Source organism: Variovorax sp. P4_B11 (assembly GCF_056402355.1).
Map to the genome: position 1 here is coordinate 1 of NZ_JBFUHO010000028.1, position 18,600 is coordinate 18,600.

17 protein-coding genes and 4 pseudogenes are annotated in these 18,600 nt (G+C 61.4%); 7 read left to right on the forward strand and 14 right to left on the reverse strand.

Going from position 1 to position 18,600, the window contains the following annotated elements; genetic code table 11:
* The 7 genes and pseudogenes from AC1DYD_RS22880 to AC1DYD_RS22910 all read right to left on the reverse strand — a co-directional run.
* Nucleotides 1-150: pseudogene (locus tag AC1DYD_RS22880) on the reverse strand (IS6 family transposase); the annotation flags it as partial.
* A 449-nt stretch (nt 151-599) separates the two neighbouring features.
* Nucleotides 600-767: pseudogene (locus AC1DYD_RS22885) on the reverse strand (FAD-dependent monooxygenase); the annotation flags it as partial.
* An 18-nt stretch (nt 768-785) separates the two neighbouring features.
* Nucleotides 786-1,487: pseudogene (locus AC1DYD_RS22890) on the reverse strand (MBL fold metallo-hydrolase); the annotation flags it as partial.
* A 132-nt stretch (nt 1,488-1,619) separates the two neighbouring features.
* Entirely contained in the window at nt 1,620-2,738 is a 1,119-nt protein-coding gene (locus tag AC1DYD_RS22895; protein ID WP_478175121.1) for an IS5 family transposase, read from the reverse strand.
* A 98-nt stretch (nt 2,739-2,836) separates the two neighbouring features.
* A pseudogene (locus AC1DYD_RS22900) lies at nt 2,837-3,091 on the reverse strand (MBL fold metallo-hydrolase); the annotation flags it as partial.
* Nucleotides 3,092-3,324: 233 nt separating this feature from the next.
* A complete protein-coding gene (locus AC1DYD_RS22905; RefSeq protein WP_478175046.1) occupies nt 3,325-4,269 on the reverse strand; it encodes a PDR/VanB family oxidoreductase in 945 nt (314 codons plus the stop codon).
* 2 nt (nt 4,270-4,271) lie between these two features.
* Nucleotides 4,272-5,351 (reverse strand): aromatic ring-hydroxylating dioxygenase subunit alpha, encoded by a 1,080-nt coding sequence (locus tag AC1DYD_RS22910; RefSeq protein ID WP_478175047.1) that lies wholly within the window; start codon nt 5,349-5,351, stop codon nt 4,272-4,274.
* Nucleotides 5,352-5,490: 139 nt separating this feature from the next.
* Between AC1DYD_RS22910 and AC1DYD_RS22915 the strand changes: the two genes are divergently transcribed.
* Nucleotides 5,491-6,432, forward strand: coding sequence for a LysR family transcriptional regulator (locus tag AC1DYD_RS22915; protein WP_478175048.1), 942 nt, complete (start codon nt 5,491-5,493; stop codon nt 6,430-6,432).
* A gap of 36 nt (nt 6,433-6,468) precedes the next feature.
* Here AC1DYD_RS22915 and AC1DYD_RS22920 read toward each other — a convergent pair whose 3' ends face one another.
* Both AC1DYD_RS22920 and AC1DYD_RS22925 read right to left on the reverse strand, forming a co-directional pair.
* Nucleotides 6,469-6,936 (reverse strand): PaaI family thioesterase, encoded by a 468-nt coding sequence (locus tag AC1DYD_RS22920; protein WP_478175049.1) that lies wholly within the window; start codon nt 6,934-6,936, stop codon nt 6,469-6,471.
* Nucleotides 6,937-6,953: 17 nt separating this feature from the next.
* A complete protein-coding gene (locus AC1DYD_RS22925; RefSeq protein ID WP_478175050.1) occupies nt 6,954-7,838 on the reverse strand; it encodes a beta-keto acid cleavage family enzyme in 885 nt (294 codons plus the stop codon).
* Nucleotides 7,839-8,067: 229 nt separating this feature from the next.
* Between AC1DYD_RS22925 and AC1DYD_RS22930 the strand changes: the two genes are divergently transcribed.
* The 5 genes from AC1DYD_RS22930 to AC1DYD_RS22950 all read left to right on the forward strand — a co-directional run bounded on the left by AC1DYD_RS22930 (nt 8,068) and on the right by AC1DYD_RS22950 (nt 12,506).
* A complete protein-coding gene (locus AC1DYD_RS22930; RefSeq protein WP_478175051.1) occupies nt 8,068-9,066 on the forward strand; it encodes a fumarylacetoacetate hydrolase family protein in 999 nt (332 codons plus the stop codon).
* 10 nt (nt 9,067-9,076) lie between these two features.
* Nucleotides 9,077-10,096 carry a fumarylacetoacetate hydrolase family protein gene (locus AC1DYD_RS22935; protein ID WP_478175052.1) on the forward strand — a complete coding sequence of 340 codons (1,020 nt, stop codon included), beginning with the start codon at nt 9,077-9,079 and terminating at the stop codon, nt 10,094-10,096.
* 58 nt (nt 10,097-10,154) lie between these two features.
* Nucleotides 10,155-10,730: a cupin domain-containing protein gene (locus AC1DYD_RS22940; RefSeq protein ID WP_478175053.1), complete on the forward strand. Its 576-nt coding sequence runs from the start codon at nt 10,155-10,157 to the stop codon at nt 10,728-10,730.
* Nucleotides 10,727-11,674 carry an MBL fold metallo-hydrolase gene (locus tag AC1DYD_RS22945; RefSeq protein ID WP_478175054.1) on the forward strand — a complete coding sequence of 316 codons (948 nt, stop codon included), beginning with the start codon at nt 10,727-10,729 and terminating at the stop codon, nt 11,672-11,674. The genes AC1DYD_RS22940 and AC1DYD_RS22945 overlap by 4 nt, the downstream gene beginning before the upstream one ends.
* A gap of 61 nt (nt 11,675-11,735) precedes the next feature.
* Nucleotides 11,736-12,506, forward strand: coding sequence for a TetR/AcrR family transcriptional regulator (locus AC1DYD_RS22950; protein WP_478175055.1), 771 nt, complete (start codon nt 11,736-11,738; stop codon nt 12,504-12,506).
* A gap of 258 nt (nt 12,507-12,764) precedes the next feature.
* Here the strand turns inward: AC1DYD_RS22950 and AC1DYD_RS22955 are convergent, their stop codons facing one another.
* From AC1DYD_RS22955 to AC1DYD_RS22975, 5 genes are all read right to left on the reverse strand, one after another.
* Nucleotides 12,765-13,631: a Bug family tripartite tricarboxylate transporter substrate binding protein gene (locus AC1DYD_RS22955; RefSeq protein WP_478175056.1), complete on the reverse strand. Its 867-nt coding sequence runs from the start codon at nt 13,629-13,631 to the stop codon at nt 12,765-12,767.
* Nucleotides 13,632-13,862: 231 nt separating this feature from the next.
* Nucleotides 13,863-15,020: an alpha/beta hydrolase family protein gene (locus AC1DYD_RS22960; protein ID WP_478175057.1), complete on the reverse strand. Its 1,158-nt coding sequence runs from the start codon at nt 15,018-15,020 to the stop codon at nt 13,863-13,865.
* An 18-nt stretch (nt 15,021-15,038) separates the two neighbouring features.
* On the reverse strand, nt 15,039-15,473 hold the full coding sequence (locus tag AC1DYD_RS22965; protein ID WP_478175058.1) for a tripartite tricarboxylate transporter substrate-binding protein: 435 nt from the start codon (nt 15,471-15,473) through the stop codon (nt 15,039-15,041).
* Nucleotides 15,474-15,508: 35 nt separating this feature from the next.
* Nucleotides 15,509-16,357, reverse strand: a complete 849-nt coding sequence (locus AC1DYD_RS22970) for an ABC transporter substrate-binding protein (RefSeq protein ID WP_478175059.1) — start codon at nt 16,355-16,357, stop codon at nt 15,509-15,511.
* 21 nt (nt 16,358-16,378) lie between these two features.
* Complete coding sequence (locus AC1DYD_RS22975; RefSeq protein WP_478175060.1) at nt 16,379-17,359, reverse strand: Bug family tripartite tricarboxylate transporter substrate binding protein; 981 nt, start codon at nt 17,357-17,359, stop codon at nt 16,379-16,381.
* A gap of 285 nt (nt 17,360-17,644) precedes the next feature.
* On the opposite strand from AC1DYD_RS22975, the gene AC1DYD_RS22980 reads away from it, so the two are divergent.
* Nucleotides 17,645-18,592 carry a VOC family protein gene (locus AC1DYD_RS22980; protein WP_478175061.1) on the forward strand — a complete coding sequence of 316 codons (948 nt, stop codon included), beginning with the start codon at nt 17,645-17,647 and terminating at the stop codon, nt 18,590-18,592.
* Nucleotides 18,593-18,600 lie beyond the last annotated feature (8 nt).

The following is an 18,600-nucleotide window of genomic DNA, read 5'->3' on the forward strand; positions in this document are numbered from 1 at the left end:
GGGCAGTATCTTGATCGCCCAGCGATGGACCGTGGCGTGATCGACAGATACGCCGCGCTCGGCCATCATCTCTTCAATGTGCCGCAGGCTCAGCGGATAGGCCGCGTACCATCGCACGCACACCAGCATCACCTCCAGCGGGTAATGCATCCGCTTGATCACCTTGCGCAAAGCCTCGATCACGTTTTCGTCCAGTCAACAGTTCCGCCTCAGCTTACCAACCTCGGCTTAGCGCGACAGAACCTTCATTTTTGGGCTGCGTACTTCAGACAGCAACCCAGCTCGGACAATTTTCGATTGTCCGTACACGACTACATCAGCGGAGTGCAGCATTCCTCTCCAGCTCTGGAGAGGTTCAGCCCCTTGCGGCGGCAATCGGGACCGCGAAATACTGGTCGCGTGACTCGCCACGCACCTCAGCCTTCGAGGGCACGTCGACTTGTCGAAACCAATCGAACAACGCGGCCCTCTGCGTCCGGCTGACGACGTGTCGGATTCCTCGGACTGCGATTCCGCGAGCGCCAGCTTGCCGGCGGCTTGAATCCCCGTTTGATTCGTCGCTTCCGCCGCAGAAGCGATAGTGGCACTGAGATCTTTTTGTCGAGAAGGACGACAGCCACGCCTTGCTGCGCTAAGTCTATTGCCAGCGAGAGGCCGATCGGGCCGGCACCGACCACTACCACAGGATATCGCACGGGCAGAGGTGCATCCTGGTCGGCGCTCCGACGGTAGGCGAAGACGGATTCTTGGTAGTTGGTAGTGGTCATGGAGTTGTCTCTGCCGGTTCAGCCCTCAAGCGCAGCCCACATTTCGCGGTCACGCTCGGCAGTCCAAATGCGCGGGTCCCGGTGCTGCGTAACTTCGTCGAAGGCGCGCGTCACGTCGAAAGGTAGGCAGTGGTCGAAGATGACCCAGTGCCCGTAACTGGGCTTAAGCGCCGCGTAGGTGTCTTTGTATATGGCGTTCAAGTTCTTGCCCGCTGCCACGCCGGCCTTCACCGCTGTGTGCAAGTCTGAGATGAAGCTCCTCGTGCCGGCCAAGCCCTGCATCACTTGATCGGGCGTGGTGAGGGCCGCACCGCGACCGGGCACCAGCGCGACTGGCTTCAGTGCGGAGATGTTGTCTAGCGTGTGGGGCCAATCTTCAAAATAGGCGTCGCCGGCGTATGGGGTGGCGTCGAACTCCACCAGATCGCCGGAGAACAGGATCTTCTGCTGCGGCAACCAAGCAACCGTGTCGCCCTTGGTGTGCCCCCGTCCCAGTTGGATAAGCTGCACTTCCAGCTTGCCCAGCCAGATCGACATCCGTCCCTCGAATGTCATCGTCGGCCAGGTGAGGCCCGGTGGAACGGATTCAACGGACTGGAACAATCGAGGAAAGCGACCGATCTCGCTCGCCTTGTCCTGCTCGCCTCGATCGACTATCAAGTCATAGGTGTCGCGGCTGGCGACGATGTGCTCAGGCTGGTACCCCGAGGCGCCTAGCAGGATGCGGAAATACTCCCCTCCAAAGCGTGTCATCTTCTTCGGCGAAGACTCGCTTTTCACATGGTGGAGTAAGCGGCGATTTCGGGAGCCGTTTTCGCTGATTTGAGGGTGTTTTGCGATCCTCTGATTGCCTCAGAGCCCCTGCGGACGGATTTGTCCCAACGAACGCATGCGCGTCAAGTTGTAGGCCGTCATCGTCAGCACGAACAGGTGGTCCACGCGCTTGAGTCCACGCACCATCACCTGACGAATTCCGCCCACCGTCTTGGCCCAGCCAAAGCCCTGCTCGATGAGCTTGCGCTTGCGCTGTGACAGCGCATAGCCCTCGCTCGCAGCGATGGCATCGGGCACTGCTGAGCGCCGCCCGGAAGTGTTCTGGGCCACGTGCGGTATCACGCCCATGTCCTGGCATGCCTGGACGAACTCCTGCGCGTCGTAGCCCTTGTCCGCACCGAGCGTGACCTCGGCATCCGGACTCGCGGTGGCCTGGCGGGCATCCCTGATCATCACCTTGGCCGCTTCGCGTTCGGCAAAGCCGTCGGCTTGTGTGACCATCGCGTTGGCAATCAGGCCGTGGCGATTGTCCGAAAGGGTATGGCCCATGTAGCGCAGCTCACTGGCGGTCTTGCCCTTGCGGTACAGCCGCGCATCGCCATCGGTGCGCGAGGCGTGGGTGTCGTTGCTGCGGGTCTGACCTTTGAAGCTGGTGCTACCGGTCGAGTTGTTGCCCGCATCATCATCGTCGCCGCCGCCGTCCTTGCGCACGAAGCTCCTGTGGCTGGCCCACGCCTGGATGAGGGTGCCATCGAAGCTGAAGTGTTCGCCCGACAGCCAGCCTTTGCGACCAGCTGCTTCGACGATGTGGTTGAACAGTTCGATGATGGCGTCCTGCTCGATCAGGCGTTCGCGGTTCTTGGTGAAGACGCTGGGAACCCAGACCGCATCGTCCATGGCCAGGCCGATGAACCAGCGATACAGCAGGTTGTATTGGGTCTGCTCCATGAGCTGGCGCTCCGAGCGAACGCTGAAGAAGATCTGCAGCAGCATCGCGCGCAGCAGCTTCTCTGGAGCGATGCTGGGGCGCCCGCCCTTGATGTCGGCCTCGTACATGCCGGCGAACAGGTTATCCATCTTGAGCAGCGCTTCATTGACCAACGCGCGGATGGGGCGCAGCGGATGATTGGCGGGTACGAAGTCCTCCAGGCGGCGCATCGTGAACAAGCTCTCGGTGAAGGTATCGGCTCCGCGCATCGTCTGGGTCTTGATTTGCAACTGTCGGGGGATCAACTTCTAACGTTTGAGGCTGTCACGCGTCGACCGGTGGCAGAGGTATTTCAGCACCCTGCTAGCACGCGCACTGCGTGGTAGTGGCTGAGCACCACGTACTTGATCGGCTTGTCGGTCACGTCACGGATGCGGCGGATCACGTCCTGCGCCATCACGGGGGTGGCCTGGGTGTCAATGACCATTACCGCGTCGTCACCAATGATGATGCCAGTGTTGGGGTCGCCCTCGGCCGTGTAGGCGTAGGCGTTGTCGGAAAGTTTTGTGAAGCTGACAGGTTTCTCTTCCAGGTCAGCGTGGGAGGCAAAGACTTTGTTCATGATCGTGTAAGGATGTTCATCGGGACTACGGGGGTTCGAACTGCTCGGAGCGTGGCGTTGAGTGAGGATCTTTGCCTCCAGTCCGCGGTGGCGGCGGTCGTGAGAAGGGGGACTCGTCGCTGGAAGTGGAGCAGGCGATCCGGTTCAGCGAAGCCCTATTGAAGGAAGAGCGCCTGCATGCGCATGCGGCAGGCTCACGGTCGAAATTCTGTCCTCGTTTTTCTGGACGTAAATTAGAGATCCAACACCAACTCGTCGTCTAACGCGCGAGAGACGCAAAGGATGATGGACTTGTTCGCCTTGCGTTCTTCGTCGCTCAATACGAAGTCGCGATGATCGGCCTTGCCGGCCAACAACGGGGTCTCACAGGTGCGGCATAGGCCTTCTCGGCACGAGCAGGGCAACTCAATCCCGTGGTCTTCGAGCGTCTGAAGAATCGAGCAGCCAGGCGGCACCGTCAGGGTGGTTCCTTGGCGGCTTAGCTTCACTCGGAACGAACCGTCCGCAGCTGCGTTGGCTGGAGCGCCACCGGCCGTGAATCTCTCGAAATGCACGGAGTTTGAAGGACGGTCTGCGGCTGCGAGTCCTACCGCATCCATCAGCGGGGCAGGGCCGCAACAATAGATATGCGCGGCATGCGGTACGGATCGCAAGAAGAGGGCGAGATCGGCAGGCCGTCCCTGCTCCTCGTCGACGTGCAAGTGCACCTGGTCGTAGTGCGGCGCCAAGCGCCAGAGGTAGGCTGCTCGGGAGCGCGTGCGTGTGCAGTAGAGAAGCCGCCAGCGCTGACCGGCGGCCTTGCATTCTTCGATCATGCTCATGATCGGTGTTATGCCGATGCCGCCAGCGATGAAGACATGCTCCTCGGCTTGGGGGTGAAGCCCGAACAGGGACCGCGGCGGACTGATCTGTAGCTCGTCACCCGCGCGAAGACGTTCGTGCACGTGCCTGGAACCGCCACGAGAATCGTGCGCCAAGCCTACCCCGAGGCAGTATCTCTCTGGTTCGTGGGGACCATTGGTGAGGGAGTACTGTCGGCACAGTTCCCCTGGTAGATGCACATCTACATGGGAGCCTGCAGCGAAGGGGGGAAGAGGGCCGCCGGCGGCGGCATGCAATTCAATGCCCAGCACCCCGTCCGCCTCATGAGTGAGGCGTTTGACAACTACATTGAGCATGATCAGGAGGGCTGGCGATGCAGTGTGATGGGTTGCACGGTGCCCGCCGCTGCAGAGGTTTCGGCGGCCTCCTGCTCGAGGCGACGTGCCACCACCCACCGAAACTGGGACAGAGCCGCATCCATGGCGAAGGGCATCATCTTGAACTCAGGGTCCAGAGCGAGGTTCTTCTGTTGGCCTGTGATGATTGCTCTGTCTTCTTCGAAGGCGGTCACTACGTTCTGGTGAATCGACTTCGTCACTTCCGGCTTGTCGATGGCGAAGTTGTGCGGATGCGAGAAGAAATAGTGCGTAGAGTTCTCAGTTTCGGGCGTGATCGCTTGGCACCCCCGGAACTCGACTGCATCGATTCGGCGGCCCTCCGGCGCGCCAGTGCCGGCTGGGGCATTACCTGAGTCCATGAGGAGGACGGCGGGGATCGTAAAGTTGTAGATGTTCCAGCGGTCTACTTTTCCTGTCCAGTCTTTCACGGCTTTCACGAAGGGGGGCGGTTCGGTATTCAACGCCCAACGCGTGATACGGACACCGTTTTCAAGCCGTTCGACCTTGGGAGGATGCTCGGCGTAGTCCACGCCGCCGCCGAGAGTAGTCGGATGCACGAACGGGAGATGGGAGAAATCCAGTAGGTTGTCGCAGATGAGGAGATAGTTGACGTCGTAGTGGATGTAGCCATCCAGTCCCCGCCAGTCCGGATGGTCAAGCCACGGCGTCTCAGGAATCAGCTTGGGATCGGCCTTTGAAGGGTCCCCCATCCATATCCAGACCCAACGGTGCTGCTGGACGACAGGAAAAGTTCGAACCTTGGCTTGAGGAGGGATTCGAGCCTGCGCAGGCGCCTCGATGCATCGGCCGGTCGAATCGAATTTAAGGCCGTGGTACATGCAACGGACGCAATCGCCCTCGCGCTTGCCCACAGAGAGCGGTGCTCCTCGATGGCAGCAACGATCTTCCATGGCAACCAGCTTGCCGTCGGAGGTACGGTACATCAGGATAGGGACGCCGATGATCGTGCGCGCGAAGAGCCCGTCCGGCTGGACTTCGTTGTCCCATGCCGCGACGTACCAAGTGTTCTTTATAAACATTGCTTGTCTCCTGTGAAGCCCGACTTGCGCGGGCGAGCAATAACGATACGATTGGGCTCGAAATGAGTCAACCTCATGGCGCTCATATCGAAAATGAACAGTGTTCATTCTTTGCGCACCCTGAACCTTAACTGCCTCCATGTCGACAAACGATGCCCGCTTCAAGCACCTGGACCTCAATCTCCTGACGATCTTTGACGCGTTGTTGCGCGAGCAGAGCGTTACACGTGCCGCCGAGGGGGTGGGGGTCACTCAAAGCGCCATCAGTCACGCCTTGAACAGGCTGCGGGAATTTTTCGACGACCCGCTGTTTGTTAAGGCGCCCGAGGGCATGGTTCCTACCCGAAAGGCGGAAGCGTTGAAAGCCGCGGTCGTAGACGTCGTCGCGGCCATCAGGCAGCGTATCCTGTCTGAGGCGGCCTTCGATCCGGCCACCTCGCGCAGAACGTTTACGCTTTGCATGACGGACATGGGCGAGCTTGTATTCCTGCCCCCGTTGCTGAACCAGTTCCGAGTTCTCGCTCCTGACTGTCGAGTTCGGACCTTGCAGGTTCCGTCCGAGCAAATTGAAGGACTGCTTTCCTCCGGAGAGGCAGATCTCGCGCTCGGCTCGATCCGAACCGCGCCCGAAGGTCTTTATCGGCAGCGCTTGTTCATGCACTCGTTGGTGACGATCGTGAGTGCCCGCAACAGAAGCGTTGGGCAACGGCTGACGTTGCAGCAATTCGAGCAGATGCCACATGTGGTCGTATCGCTCGCCGGAAGGCCTGGCGATCCCTACGACAACGCGCTCGAGGAGCAGGGCATCAAGCGCACGATATTCCTGGCGACGCCTCACTTTTTGACCGTGCCGTTGCTGTTGGAGCAGGAGCCAGATCTGATCGCCACCGTCCCCCTCGAGTTGGCCAACGTCTTTCAACGCTACGGCACGGTGCGTGTCGTTCAGGCACCCGTGGAGCTGGCGCCATACGCCCTCAATCAGCATTGGCATCCTCGCTTTCACCATGATCCTGCCGTTGTTTGGATTCGGGAACTGGTGAAGCGAACTTTTGAAGATTACCCCGACCACTGGCCCAGATGACTCTTGATTATTTGCCGCTGGGGTGCGCCGCGTCTCTCACGGCCGCATGGGAACCACAGCAAGCGAGGAGGTCGCATTCGCGATGAGGCGCGAGCGCTCAGCGTCAAAAAGCCGGGCCTCTGCGAAGGCAATTTGCCGCCCCACCCTGTCGACTCGCGCGACGGCGAAAAAATGACCCTGCTGGCCCGCGCTCTGCATGTTCACCGTCAAGCTGATGGTCGAGCATGTGTGGCCCGGTTTCAGTCGGGCCAGCACTGCCATGGCCATCGCCAAGTCCAGCATGTTGGCCAAGGTTCCCCCGCCCACCACGCCATTGCCCTGAGTGGAGCCTTGCGGAGCAGTGAATCTGAAGACGAGTTCGCCACCTTCACTTTCTACCAGCAGGGCCGACATACTGGCCAGTGCGGGATTGATGTCCAGCGAAACGTTCCTACCTCCCGCTGCCGTCGCGTCTGCCATGAAGGCACGGGTGGGATTGTCTAAAGCCAAATTGGTATCCGACATCGCGCTGCAATCCTGATTTAACCCAACAGGGTCGTACGTGCGTTGTCGGGTGTGGCGACTTGGTACCCGAGGTCTTCGATGATCCGAGAAGCCTTGGCAACGAGCTCCGCGTTGTCGCGCGCGAGTTTTCCCGGAGATACGTACAGGTTGTCCTCGAGGCCCACCCGTACGTGGCCTCCGAGGATGGAGGCCAGCGCGACCATTGGAAACTGGTCTGGGCCGACGCCAAAGGCGCTCCAATGAGCGCCTGGCGGTAGTAGCCGCTGCATCTCGGCCAAGACCGTTGGCGTGGCAGGTGCGCCCCAGGGGACAGACATACACAGCTGGAAGTAGGCGCTCTTCGGAATAGCGCCGGTTGCGATGAGGTGACTTGCCAGACGGGCATGGCCGAAGTCGAACACCTCTAGCTCCATGGTGACACCGGATGCGTGAATGTCCGCCGCCATTTCGCGCAGGTGGTTGGGTGGATTGACGAAAACCGCATCGCCAAAGCTCATGGTGGCGACGTCCAAACTGCAGATGTCCGGCTTGAGGCTGACGACGTGCGCAACCCGTTCGCTCGGCGTCATCAATTCGGCGTTGGGGATTGGCTCCACTCGAAACGGTGCATCGGTGGGTACCGTCAGCATCGTTCCTGGCCCGGTCGTAAGGTTGATCAGTACATCGCAGCGGGAGGCGCGAATGCGCTGGACAACTTCCTCGTAGTAGCCGAACTTGGTGGATGCGTTGCCCGTCGCTGGGTCCCTCACGTGGATGTGGACGATGGATGCACCGGCGTGCGCGGCGTCGATGGCCTGGTCCGCAATTTCCTGAGGCGACGCGGGAACGGCGGGATTCTTCGCCCGGGTGTCTGCGGCGCCGGTCAAGGCGCAGGAGATGATGACGGGAAGACGCTTGCTCATGTGATGACTGCCAGAGGTTGAGAAGTGGGGGGTGGGCCAGAGCAGCAGAGGACTGCGCATACCCGGTATATGTGATACGAGGCGTATCGAATAAACTATAAGGCGCATCCGCAAGCAAGTCAATTGTTGGAGCCCGCGAATCGTGCTCCGTCTTCATAGGGTAAACACCGAACTGAACGCGTAGAAACGAGACGTACAGTATCGCAATTGTTTACCCCTAGGAGTCGAAGTGAAACTCGGAAGATTTGTGTTGCAGGGGCTCGATGGCCCGGTTCAACGTATCTGTTTGGTGCAGCCGGAGCAATCTCGCGTGATCGACCTGCGCGCTGCGGAGATCTTGAGGCAGCAGTCGCGCGGAGCGAGTCGCGAGGCCGCCCTGCGGTTCGCTTCAGCCGTTTTCCCCCAAAGCATGTCCGCAGCGATTGCTCTTGGAGAGGAATTCCTTGAGACGGCCCACGAAGCTACGATCCGGCACGGGGACGATGCCTCAACGCCAATGGAAGGTCTGAAGTGGGCTGCCGCTTGCGATCCCTCCGTCGTGCGGGACGGTCTGACCTTCGTGAAGCACATTCGGCAGTTTCATGAGCGAATGAAGCTGACGCCTGCGCCGGCGTTGCTGCAGGTGCCTGGGTACTTCAAGGGCTCACCCTGGACGGTGATCGGCCACGAAGCCGAGGTGCCGTGGCCGGCCCGTGCCGACAAGATGGACTACGAACTGGAGATTGGGTGGGTCATGGGCCGTACCGCCCACAATATCACCCCCGACACCGCACGCTCGCACCTGTTCGGCGTAACGATCTTCAATGACTTCTCGGCTCGCGATCTGCAGGCCAACGAGTTCGCGATTGGGATGGGCCCTACCAAGAGCAAGGACTTTGCTTATGGCATCGGCCCGTGGATCACGACGATCGATGAATTCCCTGACCTCAACCGCATCCGTATGTCCGTTCGAGTGAATGGCGAGACATGGGGCGAGGGCGACAGCTCTGAGATGCTCTGGAGCGTCGAAGAACTGATCGCCTACGTGTCGCTGGGCGACCATGTGCAGCCGGGCGATGTGATCGGTTCAGGGACGATGGGAAATGGCTCGGCGCTCGAGCTCGGCCGCAGCCTCAACCCCGGCGACGTCGTTGAACTGGAGGTCGCAGGCGTGGGCGTGCTGCGCAATCGCATGGGCACTCGCGAGCAAGACACCTGGTGGCCGACACCGCGCAAGCCCTTCATGTAAGCAGCCCATGATGACATTCTCCCTCGGGACCTTTTCGAGCGCTGGCGGCGAACGCTTTGCCGCCATGTGCATCGACAATCGCGTGCTGCCCTTGCATGCGCTGCATGAGGCGGCAGTCGGTTGCGGAGCCAAATGGTCTGCGAAGGCTGCGGTGCTGGAACTGCTCCAGGACTGGGACCCCAACCTGGTTGCGCTGCGCGCGCTGAGGGAGGGTTTGCCCGCGCAGCATCCTTGCGAGCTGCCCATGTCGGAACTGCGGGTTCATCCCCCGGTGGATCTGCCCCGGCAGGTGCTTTGCACTGGCGCCAACTACCGCAAGCATGTGGTCGACCTCACGCTGGACATGGGCGTGGGACCGCCGGGGCTCGAGGGGCCGGCGCTGCGCAAATGGGCCGAAGACATGATGGACGAGCGGGCGGCACACGGCGAGCCCTACGTCTTCCCAAAGTTGCCTTCGGCCATCACGGGAGCCTTCGATCCCGTCGTGATTCCTGCAACCACCCTCAAGCCCGATTGGGAATTGGAACTTGCAGTCATCATTGGCCGCCCGGCTCGAGACGTGGGCCGAGAGCGGGCGCTGGACTACGTCGCCGGCTATGCGATCGTGAACGACGTGTCTGCGCGCGACCTTATCGCGCGCACGGACTACAAGATGCTGGGGACCGATTGGCTGAGGTCCAAGTCTGCCCCAACCTTCATGCCGTTCGGCCCTGTCCTCGTACCTAGCTGCTTCGTGCACAACGCGCAGGATCTGCGCATCACACTGAAGCTGAATGGCAAGACCATGCAGGACGAATCCACCGCCGACATGCTGTTCGACGTGGCGCGGCAGATCGAGTACATCACCTCGCATGTCCAACTCTGGCCTGGTGACCTCATCGCGACTGGATCCCCTGCAGGGAACGGCACTCACTACAACCGATTCCTTCGGGATGGTGACGTAATGGAGTCGTCCATCGAAGGTCTTGGCAGCCAGCGCAACTTGTGCGTCGGGCCCTTGACGCCGAGGCCGGTGTCCAAGCCAGTGTGATTGCGCAGTTCGCGCTAGACCAAGCTATCCGAAATACCGCCATAAAAGGAATCTGGGCGTGAATACTGAAGCTACGATCGAGAAACAACACGAGCAAGCCACCGCACACCCGCGGCCGGTGCGTCGCATCGTCACCGGCGAGAACGAGCGCGGCAAATCCGTCTTCGTGTCGGATGGACCGGCGCCGAACCACACCACGAACCCGCACACCCCGCTTGCTCACGTGCTTTGGGTGACCGGTGAAGCCAGTGCGCCCGGTCCTGATCCGGCCCCCGCCGGCCAAACGTTCGCCTTTCATTCCAAGGGGGGCTCTCTGCTTCGCGTGGTCGATTTCCCGCCCGATGAGAGCTACAAGCCGGAGAAACTGGCGCAGTTCCTCGACGAGCATGGGGTGCGGGACAAGGCCGAGGCCCGCCACTTCTGGTTTCACAAGACGCACTCCCTTGACTATGCAATTGTCCTGGAGGGCGAGATCCATGCCCTCATGGATGAAGGCGAGACGCTCATGCGCGCCGGCGACATTCTGATCCAGCGCGCGACCAACCACAGCTGGGCGAACCGCTCCGGCAAGCCCTGCCGGATGGCTTTCGTTTTGCTCGACCTGGATGCCAACGCCGAAGCCGGTTTCAAGTGAAAACACAACAACTGCGCTCGGCCCTCGTTGCGACGATCCTGACCTTCGCCAGCGTTGCTGCGACTGCACAGACGCGCGTTTTCACGCTCGGTACGGTCGGTGGGCCCGTGCTATCTTTGGAACGCGCTCAGCCCGCCAACGCTGTCGTGGTCGTGGACCGTGTGTATCTGGTGGATGCAGGGAACGGCGTTGGACGCCAGTTGCTAGCCGCGGGATTGGATGTGAGGAAGGTGGATAACATCTTCATCACGCACAACCACGATGATCACAATGCCGACTGGGGAACGCTCATGGGGCTCGCGTGGAGCACCGGTCGTCGGGCGGACATTCACGTGTGGGGACCAGCGGGTACTGAACGCATGCTAGGCGGGTTTCTGCAGTACTTTGCCCCAAATGCCCGTATCCGCATGGCTGATGCCAAGGGCCTTCGTCGACCTGAGGACATGTTCAAGGCTCACGACATCAAAGGTTCCGGTCTCGTTGTCAAGGACGACGTTGTCACCGTCACGGCCGTGGAAAACTGTCACTTCCATCCGGATCCGGCAGGCGGCCAGCGCGGAGACGACAAGTCATTTGCATTCCGCTTCCAGACCCCGGACCGGGTGATCGTCTTCAGTGGCGACACCGGCAGGTGTCCTGCCATGACAGAGTTTGCTCGCGGCGCGGACATCCTGTTCCATGAAGTCGTGGACCTGCCATCCATCGAACAGTTGTTGCAGCGGGAGCTTCCGCCGGTGCTTGCACAGGGCCTCTACCAGCACATGGTGCAAGACCACACCACGGCCGAAGATGTTGGCCGACTGGCTCGGGATGCCGGCGTCAAGGAGGTCGTGCTGACGCACCTGATACCCGGACGTGAGGAGCCAGATTCGATCTTCATCGAAGGCGTGCGAAAGCACTTCCAAGGGCCCGTGAGGGTTGCTCGCGACTTGATGGCGTTCTAGGGTTGACAATCACCCACCCAAAGTGGAGAGGTGGCATTTTTCATGGCAGGATAACGCTTCTATGGCAAGGCGCCCAGATAATGAAGCCTACGAAATAGCCACCGGGATTTCCGTGCCTACCAAAACCACTCCCCAAGGGACCGCAGCGACGGCTCGTCGCCGCTCCGCCGCAGCGAAACTGGCCGCCGCACCGGGTCTTTCCGCGCCCCGCGCGCGGTCTCCCGGACGTGCGCGCAGCGATGCGTCGCGCACTGCCATCCTGGAGGCCACGCTGAAGCTTCTTGAGACGACGCCCGTGCAGCAGATCTCGATCGAGTCGATCGCACGCGAGGCGGGAGTTGGCAAGGCGACCATCTACAGGTGGTGGAGTTCGAAGGCCGCGGTGGTCATCGAAGCATTTCTGCACACCCACGTGAGTCACACGCCCATGCCAAGGGTCGAGAGCCCGCGAGAGGCTCTCACGCGCCATGTTCACCTGCTCATTGAAGAGTACGGCGGCTGGTCAGGGCGCATCGTTTCGCAGATCATGGCCGAGGGGCAGAGCGACCCCGATGTGCTGCGCGAGTTCCGCGAACGCTTTTGGTACGGTCGGCGAGCGGTTGTTCGCGAAGTGCTCGAGGAAGCGCGCCGCCGTGGCGAAATCCGTAGCGATCAGGATTCGGAGTTGCAGATGGACATTCTCTACGCGCCGATCTATTTTCGCTTGCTCATGCGGCATCTGCCATTGGACAAGAAGTTCGCTGATGAGCACTGCGCCGCAATCATGCTGATGCTGGCTCCCACCAACGTTGACGCTGCTGTAGTGCCGGCCAAGAAGCGCAAGCTCGCTTGAGCTGCTGCGCGCGGCGGCGCTTTCACGTCGCGCCTCCCGGCAGGCAGTGGCCTTTGAAATCGAATACAGGGCTGTGGGGACGAGATGTCTGCGCCTTCGAGGCGAAGCTGCGTCCGCGGTTTTCGACCTTCCCGCCTGACAGGCCCCGCACTCTGGCAGCGGTCGCCTAGGCCGCGTTAAAAATTAGCGCCAGAGTCTGGAGCGCCGGGTTGGGTGCACGTCGACGCAGGGTAGGCACGTTCGCTCCAATACGACAACTCATTCTGCGCGGATGTGCTTGGTACGGATGACGTCGGCCCATCGCTGCTGTTCCATCGCCCAGAGGTCCCGCAGTTCTCTCGGGCTGGTGGCCGAGGGTTCGGCGCCGCTTTTGGCGAAAAACTCGCGCATGTCCGGTTGGTCGAGAACTTTTCCCAGCGCCGCGTGAAGCTGAGAAGTGATAGCGGGCGGCATGCCCGCAGGGCCAGCCAGGCCGATCCAGAAATCTGCGGGAGCATCGAGTACGCCTTCTTCAAGAAGCGTCGGCACTACCGGGAGCAAGGAAGATCTCTGCGCTGAGAGGACTGCCAGCGGCTTCACCTTGCCGGCCTTGATCCAGGCCATAGAGGTCGTCAGGTCCCCGACTGCCAACTGCACCTCGTCACTGACAAGTGCCTGCAGCATGGGCGCGCCGCCCTTGTAGGCTATGTGGGTGATCTGAATGCCAGTGCGATCCTTGATCAACTCCGTCACAAGATGGGGAGCGCTTCCGATACCCGGCGTGCCATAGTTCAGCTTGTCCGGGCGCTGCTGGGCATACGCCACAAACTCCTTGAAGCTGCCCACGGGAACACTTTGGCTCACCAGTAGCACGACCGTCATGCGCATGAAGCCGCCAATCGCCGTGAAGTCCTTGACGCCGTCGAACGGCGGCTTGGGCACGAGGAGCGGGCCGGTGATCTGCGTCGAGAGCGTTGACATAACGAGTGAATAGCCATCTGGCGGCGCTTGCTGGACCAAGGCTGTTCCCAGCGTTCCGGCCGCGCCAGGGCGGTTCTCGACGACGATCGGTTGCCCGAGTTCGCGGGCGAGGCTGTTGGCAAGCGCCCGCGCGGCGAAGTCCGTCGGGCCGCCAGGCGGAATCATGGGCGATCAGGTGGATGGGGCGGGTCGGATAGGTGCCGTCCCGTCGTGTCTGCGTGTGGCCCACCGTTGCAGCCATGCAGGCGGCGGCCAACAGCATCGAGCGCCGGGAATGAAAAAGCGCCCAGTCGCGCGGGCTCGTGCGGAGCCGATTCGCTCCGCTATCGGGCGATGTTGTCATGGAATCTGTCTCCTGTCTGGCGATTGGCCGGTTGTTGTTTGGCAGGCTTGGCTTCACATCTCTGCGAACGTCTCGCGGAGCCAGTCCGCGATGTAGTCCCGGGCCACCGTTCCGTTGTCGGCGCCGAAGTGCTCTACTTCGAGGTCGTCCTTCGTCGTGACGAAAAGTTCCCGCTTGGGGCTGTTCGTCGCCGCGTCGTAGGACTGCTGCGCGTAATCGACGGGGATCTGCCGATCTCCGGCGGCGTGGGTGATGAGGAAGGGAACGCGGATCTTCTCGACGACGCCGGCGAGATTCATACAGGGCGCCCATGCCATGAACTCATCGATCGACGCTTTGCCGAAAGCCCACATCACGTGTTCCCAGTAGTGAGGAACGGGTCGATCGCCTTCTCGGGCCAGACGGCGCTTCTGTACCTCGCCCCAGTTGCCATTCGCCCCTAGCACCGCGCACAGTTTGTAGCGCGGATCCATTGCTACGGCACGCGGGGCGAAATAGCCGCCAAGCGAGCCCCCGACCATGCCGATACGGGCGTGGTCGACATCGCTTCGTGTGAGGAGGTAGTCGTAGGCCGGCGCCGCCCAGGCTTCCGAGTCATGGCGTCCCGGCAGCTTGAACCTGCGGAGGGCTTCGCCGGAGCCGGGTTGGTCCACGAGCAGAGTCGAGATTCCGCGGAGCGCGAACGCTTGAGCCAAGCCGACCAGCCAGGCCTGCTCCTTCATCGAATCGAGACCGTTGCAACAGACAACGCAGGGCCTTGGGCGTCCGTCGATCTCGCGTGGCGCCTTTACGAACAGCGCCGGGAACTGCCGCCCCTCATATGGGATCTCCACGAACTCGGTGTCGTCTTGCTGTAGTTCCAGTCCGAGGCGGAAATATCGCAGGCCTTCGTCATAGGCCCTGCGCCGCGGCTCGTAGTCACGGCTTTGCATGCGCTCAGCAGCGAGCAGGTACCCCGAAGCTCGCTGGAGCTTGATGCCGGCCGAGAGGCGGCGTCCCTTCGCCATGTCGCGTTCCGCCATCCCGATGACTTTGTTGGCGACCGCGATCCACGAGTCGAAGAGAAGGGCGCTGTTGGCGTCTTCGTTGCGGCCCGCCGCTTCGCGAGCGGGGCGACAGGCTTCGTCCAACTCGCCATGGTTGCCGCCCGCCATCAGTGCGAGATTGATGGACAGGTTCCAGACGTAGTTACCGGGAAAAGGCTCGAACATTTCGGGTGCCCTTTTAATTCAGCCATCCATGTGGATGCCCGCGGCGCGAAACATGACGCCGTCGATGTCCGCGGCGTCTCGTGCCAAGCGAGCGAACTGTTTCTGGTCCATTGCCGCAGAGACGTTGAACGCCTGGTGCAAACGTGCCTGCAGCGCCGGGGTCGTGGCGCATTCACGCAAGGCATTCGCCATCGCGGTGACGGCATTAGGTGGCGTTCCACGGGCGGCGAACATTCCGCACCACACAGGATTCTGGAAGCCCACCACACCGAGTTCGGTAAGGGTCGGCACGTGCGGGTAAAAGGGCGACCGAGGGCGTCCGCGCACCGCAAGAGGTACCAAGGTGCCGTTGTCGATGAACTGTTTGCAGATGGCCGCACGCCCCAGAGTGAACGTTGTCTGGCCGGCGACAACGGCAACGAAAAGGCGCAGGTCCAGCAGTGAATCGGCCACGGGAAAACGGTTTCGATCTGGCGTACCCGCGCGCGTCAGCGCTCGAGCAGGGAGCTCTCAACCAGCCGCTCGTAGGTAGTGGCGGCACCAGGCAGGCCGGCGCGGCGGCGCTGCTCGATGAGCAGCTCGATGCCGACCCGGTCAGGCAAAAGAGAGGCCGGCGTACTGCCAAGCATGGCGTCCACGGCTGGAGCGAAGAAGCCAGCAAGCGTCAACGCTTGCTGTGCAGCCTCAGGCACTTCCTCCATGCTTTGGCGCGCGCTCTCGAGGCTGCGCAGCCAGGCTGAAAGTGTGGGGCGCAGTCGCTCTATCGCAGCCGCGCTCACGACGAGGCCCTGACCCGGAAATGCCGGGTAGCACTGCTGAACAGTCCCGATGCGGGTGAGACCCGCCTCGACGGCCATCGCGTCGAAAGGAGGCCCTAGCAATGTGGCATCGCCACGCCCTGCGATGATGGCGTCGTGTCTTTCCTTTACCCCACCGACGGGTTCCAGCGCGTAGCTGTCAGCACCAATGCCCGCGTCGGCCAGCATGGCGCGCAAGGCCACAATGAATCCATTGCGCGGCGCATCAACCAGAATGGTGGCGCCACGCAGATGCTCGAGCGAAGTGCGACCTCGCTGTCCGACGATAGTCAAGGGGGTCGTGCGCTCAAGTTGCGCCACAACGCGAAAGTCCTGGGGTCCCTCGCGCAGGTTCCAGTCCATTACGTTGTCTATGGCCGTGACGACTGCATCCGCCTCGCCGGACGCCAAGGCCTCGAACTGCGCATCGGACGACGGGTTGCGCGCCGCTTGAAGCGTTACGTCTGTCGCGACCTTCAACACATGGGCAACATCGACCACGGGCGGAGGAACGAACCAAAGGACTCGTAGCGTAGGCATAGGACGAACGCGTTCTCGTTGTCAGGTCAACTCAAGCTTGATTCCGGAGCGCTTAACCACCGGAACCCACTTGGCCCGCTCTGAGCGGATGTAAGCAGAGAACTCCGCCGGCGTGCTCCCGACGGGCTCGCCACCGTAGTCGTGATACCTCTGGATGACCTCCGGCTTGCGTGCCAACGCGGCGCAAGCTGCTGCCAGCCTGTCCAAAATTGGCTTCGGGGTTCCTGCGGGGGCCATAAGGCCGAACCAAGTTGCCGCGTCGTATTCGTGGATACCCAATTCTTCAAATGTCGGCACGTTCGGAAGCAGAGGATGGCGTCCCTTCCCCGTGACCGCCAACGCCTTCAACCTACCCGCCTGGATGTTACTCATCGAAGCCGCAAGTGCGTCGAACATCACTTGCGTCTCGCCTCCGAGCAGCGCCGTGTATGGACTGGTCGTGTTGTAGGGGACGAACTGATAGCTCGTTCCCGTGATCGCTCCAAACCACTCGCCTAGCAAGTGCTGGAAAGTGCCTATTCCGACCGTTCCAACAGCAATGCTTCCGGGCTTGGCCTTGGCCAACTTCACGAGCTCGGCTGCATTATTGGCTGGCAGGCTTGGATTGGCGACGACCACACTACGCAGGGTGGTGAGTTGGCTGATGGCTTCGAAATCGGCGGGGTTGTATGGAAGCTTCGTGTACAGCTCGGACATGTAGCACAGCGAACTCGGTATGCCGACGAGCAGGGTATAGCCGTCAGGGGGTGACTTCGCGACCAGCGACGTGCCTATGGTCGTAGCCCCTCCCGGGCGATTGTCGACGAGCACCGACTGTCCCAGCAGCGATGTCAGCCCCGCCGCCCAGAAACGCGAATCGGCGTCTAGGCCCGACCCGGGCGGGTTCGCGACCACGATGCGCACTGGCTTGTTAGGGTAGTCCTGCGCGCCCGCTTGGCCCGCGAGCGTTGTCATAAGCATCGCGGCGCCAGTGCCAAGCACCTGCCGTCTCGAGATCGTCATGGGGTTGTCTCCGAAGTTTGAGCGTCCTGGCAAATCTGCGCCCGATAGGCTGCGATTATTACAAGACGAGTCGTATTGAAACTATCGGGAAACCACCTATGCCGTGGCCATCCCGGGGGGCGTCGCTTCTTCAATGGAAACAGGGCGATACAGCTGAGGCACCAGGTGCTGTTCACAAGGGTTTATCCCTAATCAATATCGAAACGATGCGTCTAGTATTGCTGCGTTCGCGGTTCAACACTCTGACCGCTAGGCAGACTTCTAACTCTCGAAAAGGAAGCAAGGATGAACATCCTCGGACCTGACTCTCTGGTCTTTGGCGTCGATGACGTCCCGGCCTGCATTCAGTTCTTCACGGACTACGGACTGACGCCGGTCGGCGTCAGTGATTCCGGTGGGCGCTTTGAGGCCGTCGACGGCACTTCCATCGTCATCGCGCGCCGGGACGATGCTTCATTGCCCGCGCCGATGGAGACTGCAACTATGCTGCGCAAGACGATCTACGGCGTCGCGGATCGCCAGACGTTGGACGCCATCGCCGAGGAGCTTGGCCGCGACCGGGAAGTGAAGCGCTTGCACGACGGCTCCATCGAAGCCTGTGACGATATGGGCTTCGTGCTCGGATTCCAGATTTCGGTGCGGGGCAAGATCGACGCGCCCGGCGAAGCATCGAACTCGCCCGGGAGCAAGCCCGCCCGTGCGCCGAATGTCCTGGGTGCGAACGCGGATGCAGAGCACCGGCCCCTGACACTCTCGCACGTGGTGTATTTCGTGCCTGACCAAGCCAAGGCCGCCAAGTTCTACGTGGAACGGCTGGGCTTCCGTTGCACCGACCGGTTTACCGATGCCGGCAGCTTTCTGCAGCCCGCAGGGACGCTGGACCACCACACGCTCTTTCTGATCCAGACGCCGGCTTTTATGAAGGGCGTCGAGCACTTCACGTTCCACCTCTCGGGTCCGACCGCAGTGCTGCAGAGCGGCTCCAGGTTCGTCGCCAAGGGCTACCAGAGCTTCTGGGGCCCGGGGCGCCACAAGTTTGGGTCCAACTGGTTCTGGTACTTCAACGCCCCAGTGGGCTGTCATGTGGAGTACGACGCGGACATGGACCTACACGATGAAACCTGGGTGGCTCGAGAAGCGCCCATGCAGGTCGACGAATCGCAGATCTTCTTGTTCCAGCACCGCGAGAAGTGGGCGCCGGGTGGCCCGCCACCACCCGGCGAGTCCCACTAGGGCAAGGG

What these genes read in the sequence shown, in the direction of transcription:
- AC1DYD_RS22895 (WP_478175121.1), bottom strand. Translation starts at nt 2,738, where the DNA reads ATGCGCGGAGCCGATACCTTCACCGAGAGCTTGTTCACGATGCGCCGC.
- AC1DYD_RS22905 (WP_478175046.1), bottom strand. Translation starts at nt 4,269, where the DNA reads ATGCTCAATGTAGTTGTCAAACGCCTCACTCATGAGGCGGACGGGGTG.
- AC1DYD_RS22910 (WP_478175047.1), bottom strand. Translation starts at nt 5,351, where the DNA reads ATGTTTATAAAGAACACTTGGTACGTCGCGGCATGGGACAACGAAGTC.
- AC1DYD_RS22915 (WP_478175048.1), top strand. Translation starts at nt 5,491, where the DNA reads ATGTCGACAAACGATGCCCGCTTCAAGCACCTGGACCTCAATCTCCTG.
- AC1DYD_RS22920 (WP_478175049.1), bottom strand. Translation starts at nt 6,936, where the DNA reads ATGTCGGATACCAATTTGGCTTTAGACAATCCCACCCGTGCCTTCATG.
- AC1DYD_RS22925 (WP_478175050.1), bottom strand. Translation starts at nt 7,838, where the DNA reads ATGAGCAAGCGTCTTCCCGTCATCATCTCCTGCGCCTTGACCGGCGCC.
- AC1DYD_RS22935 (WP_478175052.1), top strand. Translation starts at nt 9,077, where the DNA reads ATGACATTCTCCCTCGGGACCTTTTCGAGCGCTGGCGGCGAACGCTTT.
- AC1DYD_RS22950 (WP_478175055.1), top strand. Translation starts at nt 11,736, where the DNA reads ATGGCAAGGCGCCCAGATAATGAAGCCTACGAAATAGCCACCGGGATT.
- AC1DYD_RS22955 (WP_478175056.1), bottom strand. Translation starts at nt 13,631, where the DNA reads ATGATTCCGCCTGGCGGCCCGACGGACTTCGCCGCGCGGGCGCTTGCC.
- AC1DYD_RS22960 (WP_478175057.1), bottom strand. Translation starts at nt 15,020, where the DNA reads ATGTTCGAGCCTTTTCCCGGTAACTACGTCTGGAACCTGTCCATCAAT.
- AC1DYD_RS22970 (WP_478175059.1), bottom strand. Translation starts at nt 16,357, where the DNA reads ATGCCTACGCTACGAGTCCTTTGGTTCGTTCCTCCGCCCGTGGTCGAT.
- AC1DYD_RS22975 (WP_478175060.1), bottom strand. Translation starts at nt 17,359, where the DNA reads ATGACGATCTCGAGACGGCAGGTGCTTGGCACTGGCGCCGCGATGCTT.
- AC1DYD_RS22980 (WP_478175061.1), top strand. Translation starts at nt 17,645, where the DNA reads ATGAACATCCTCGGACCTGACTCTCTGGTCTTTGGCGTCGATGACGTC.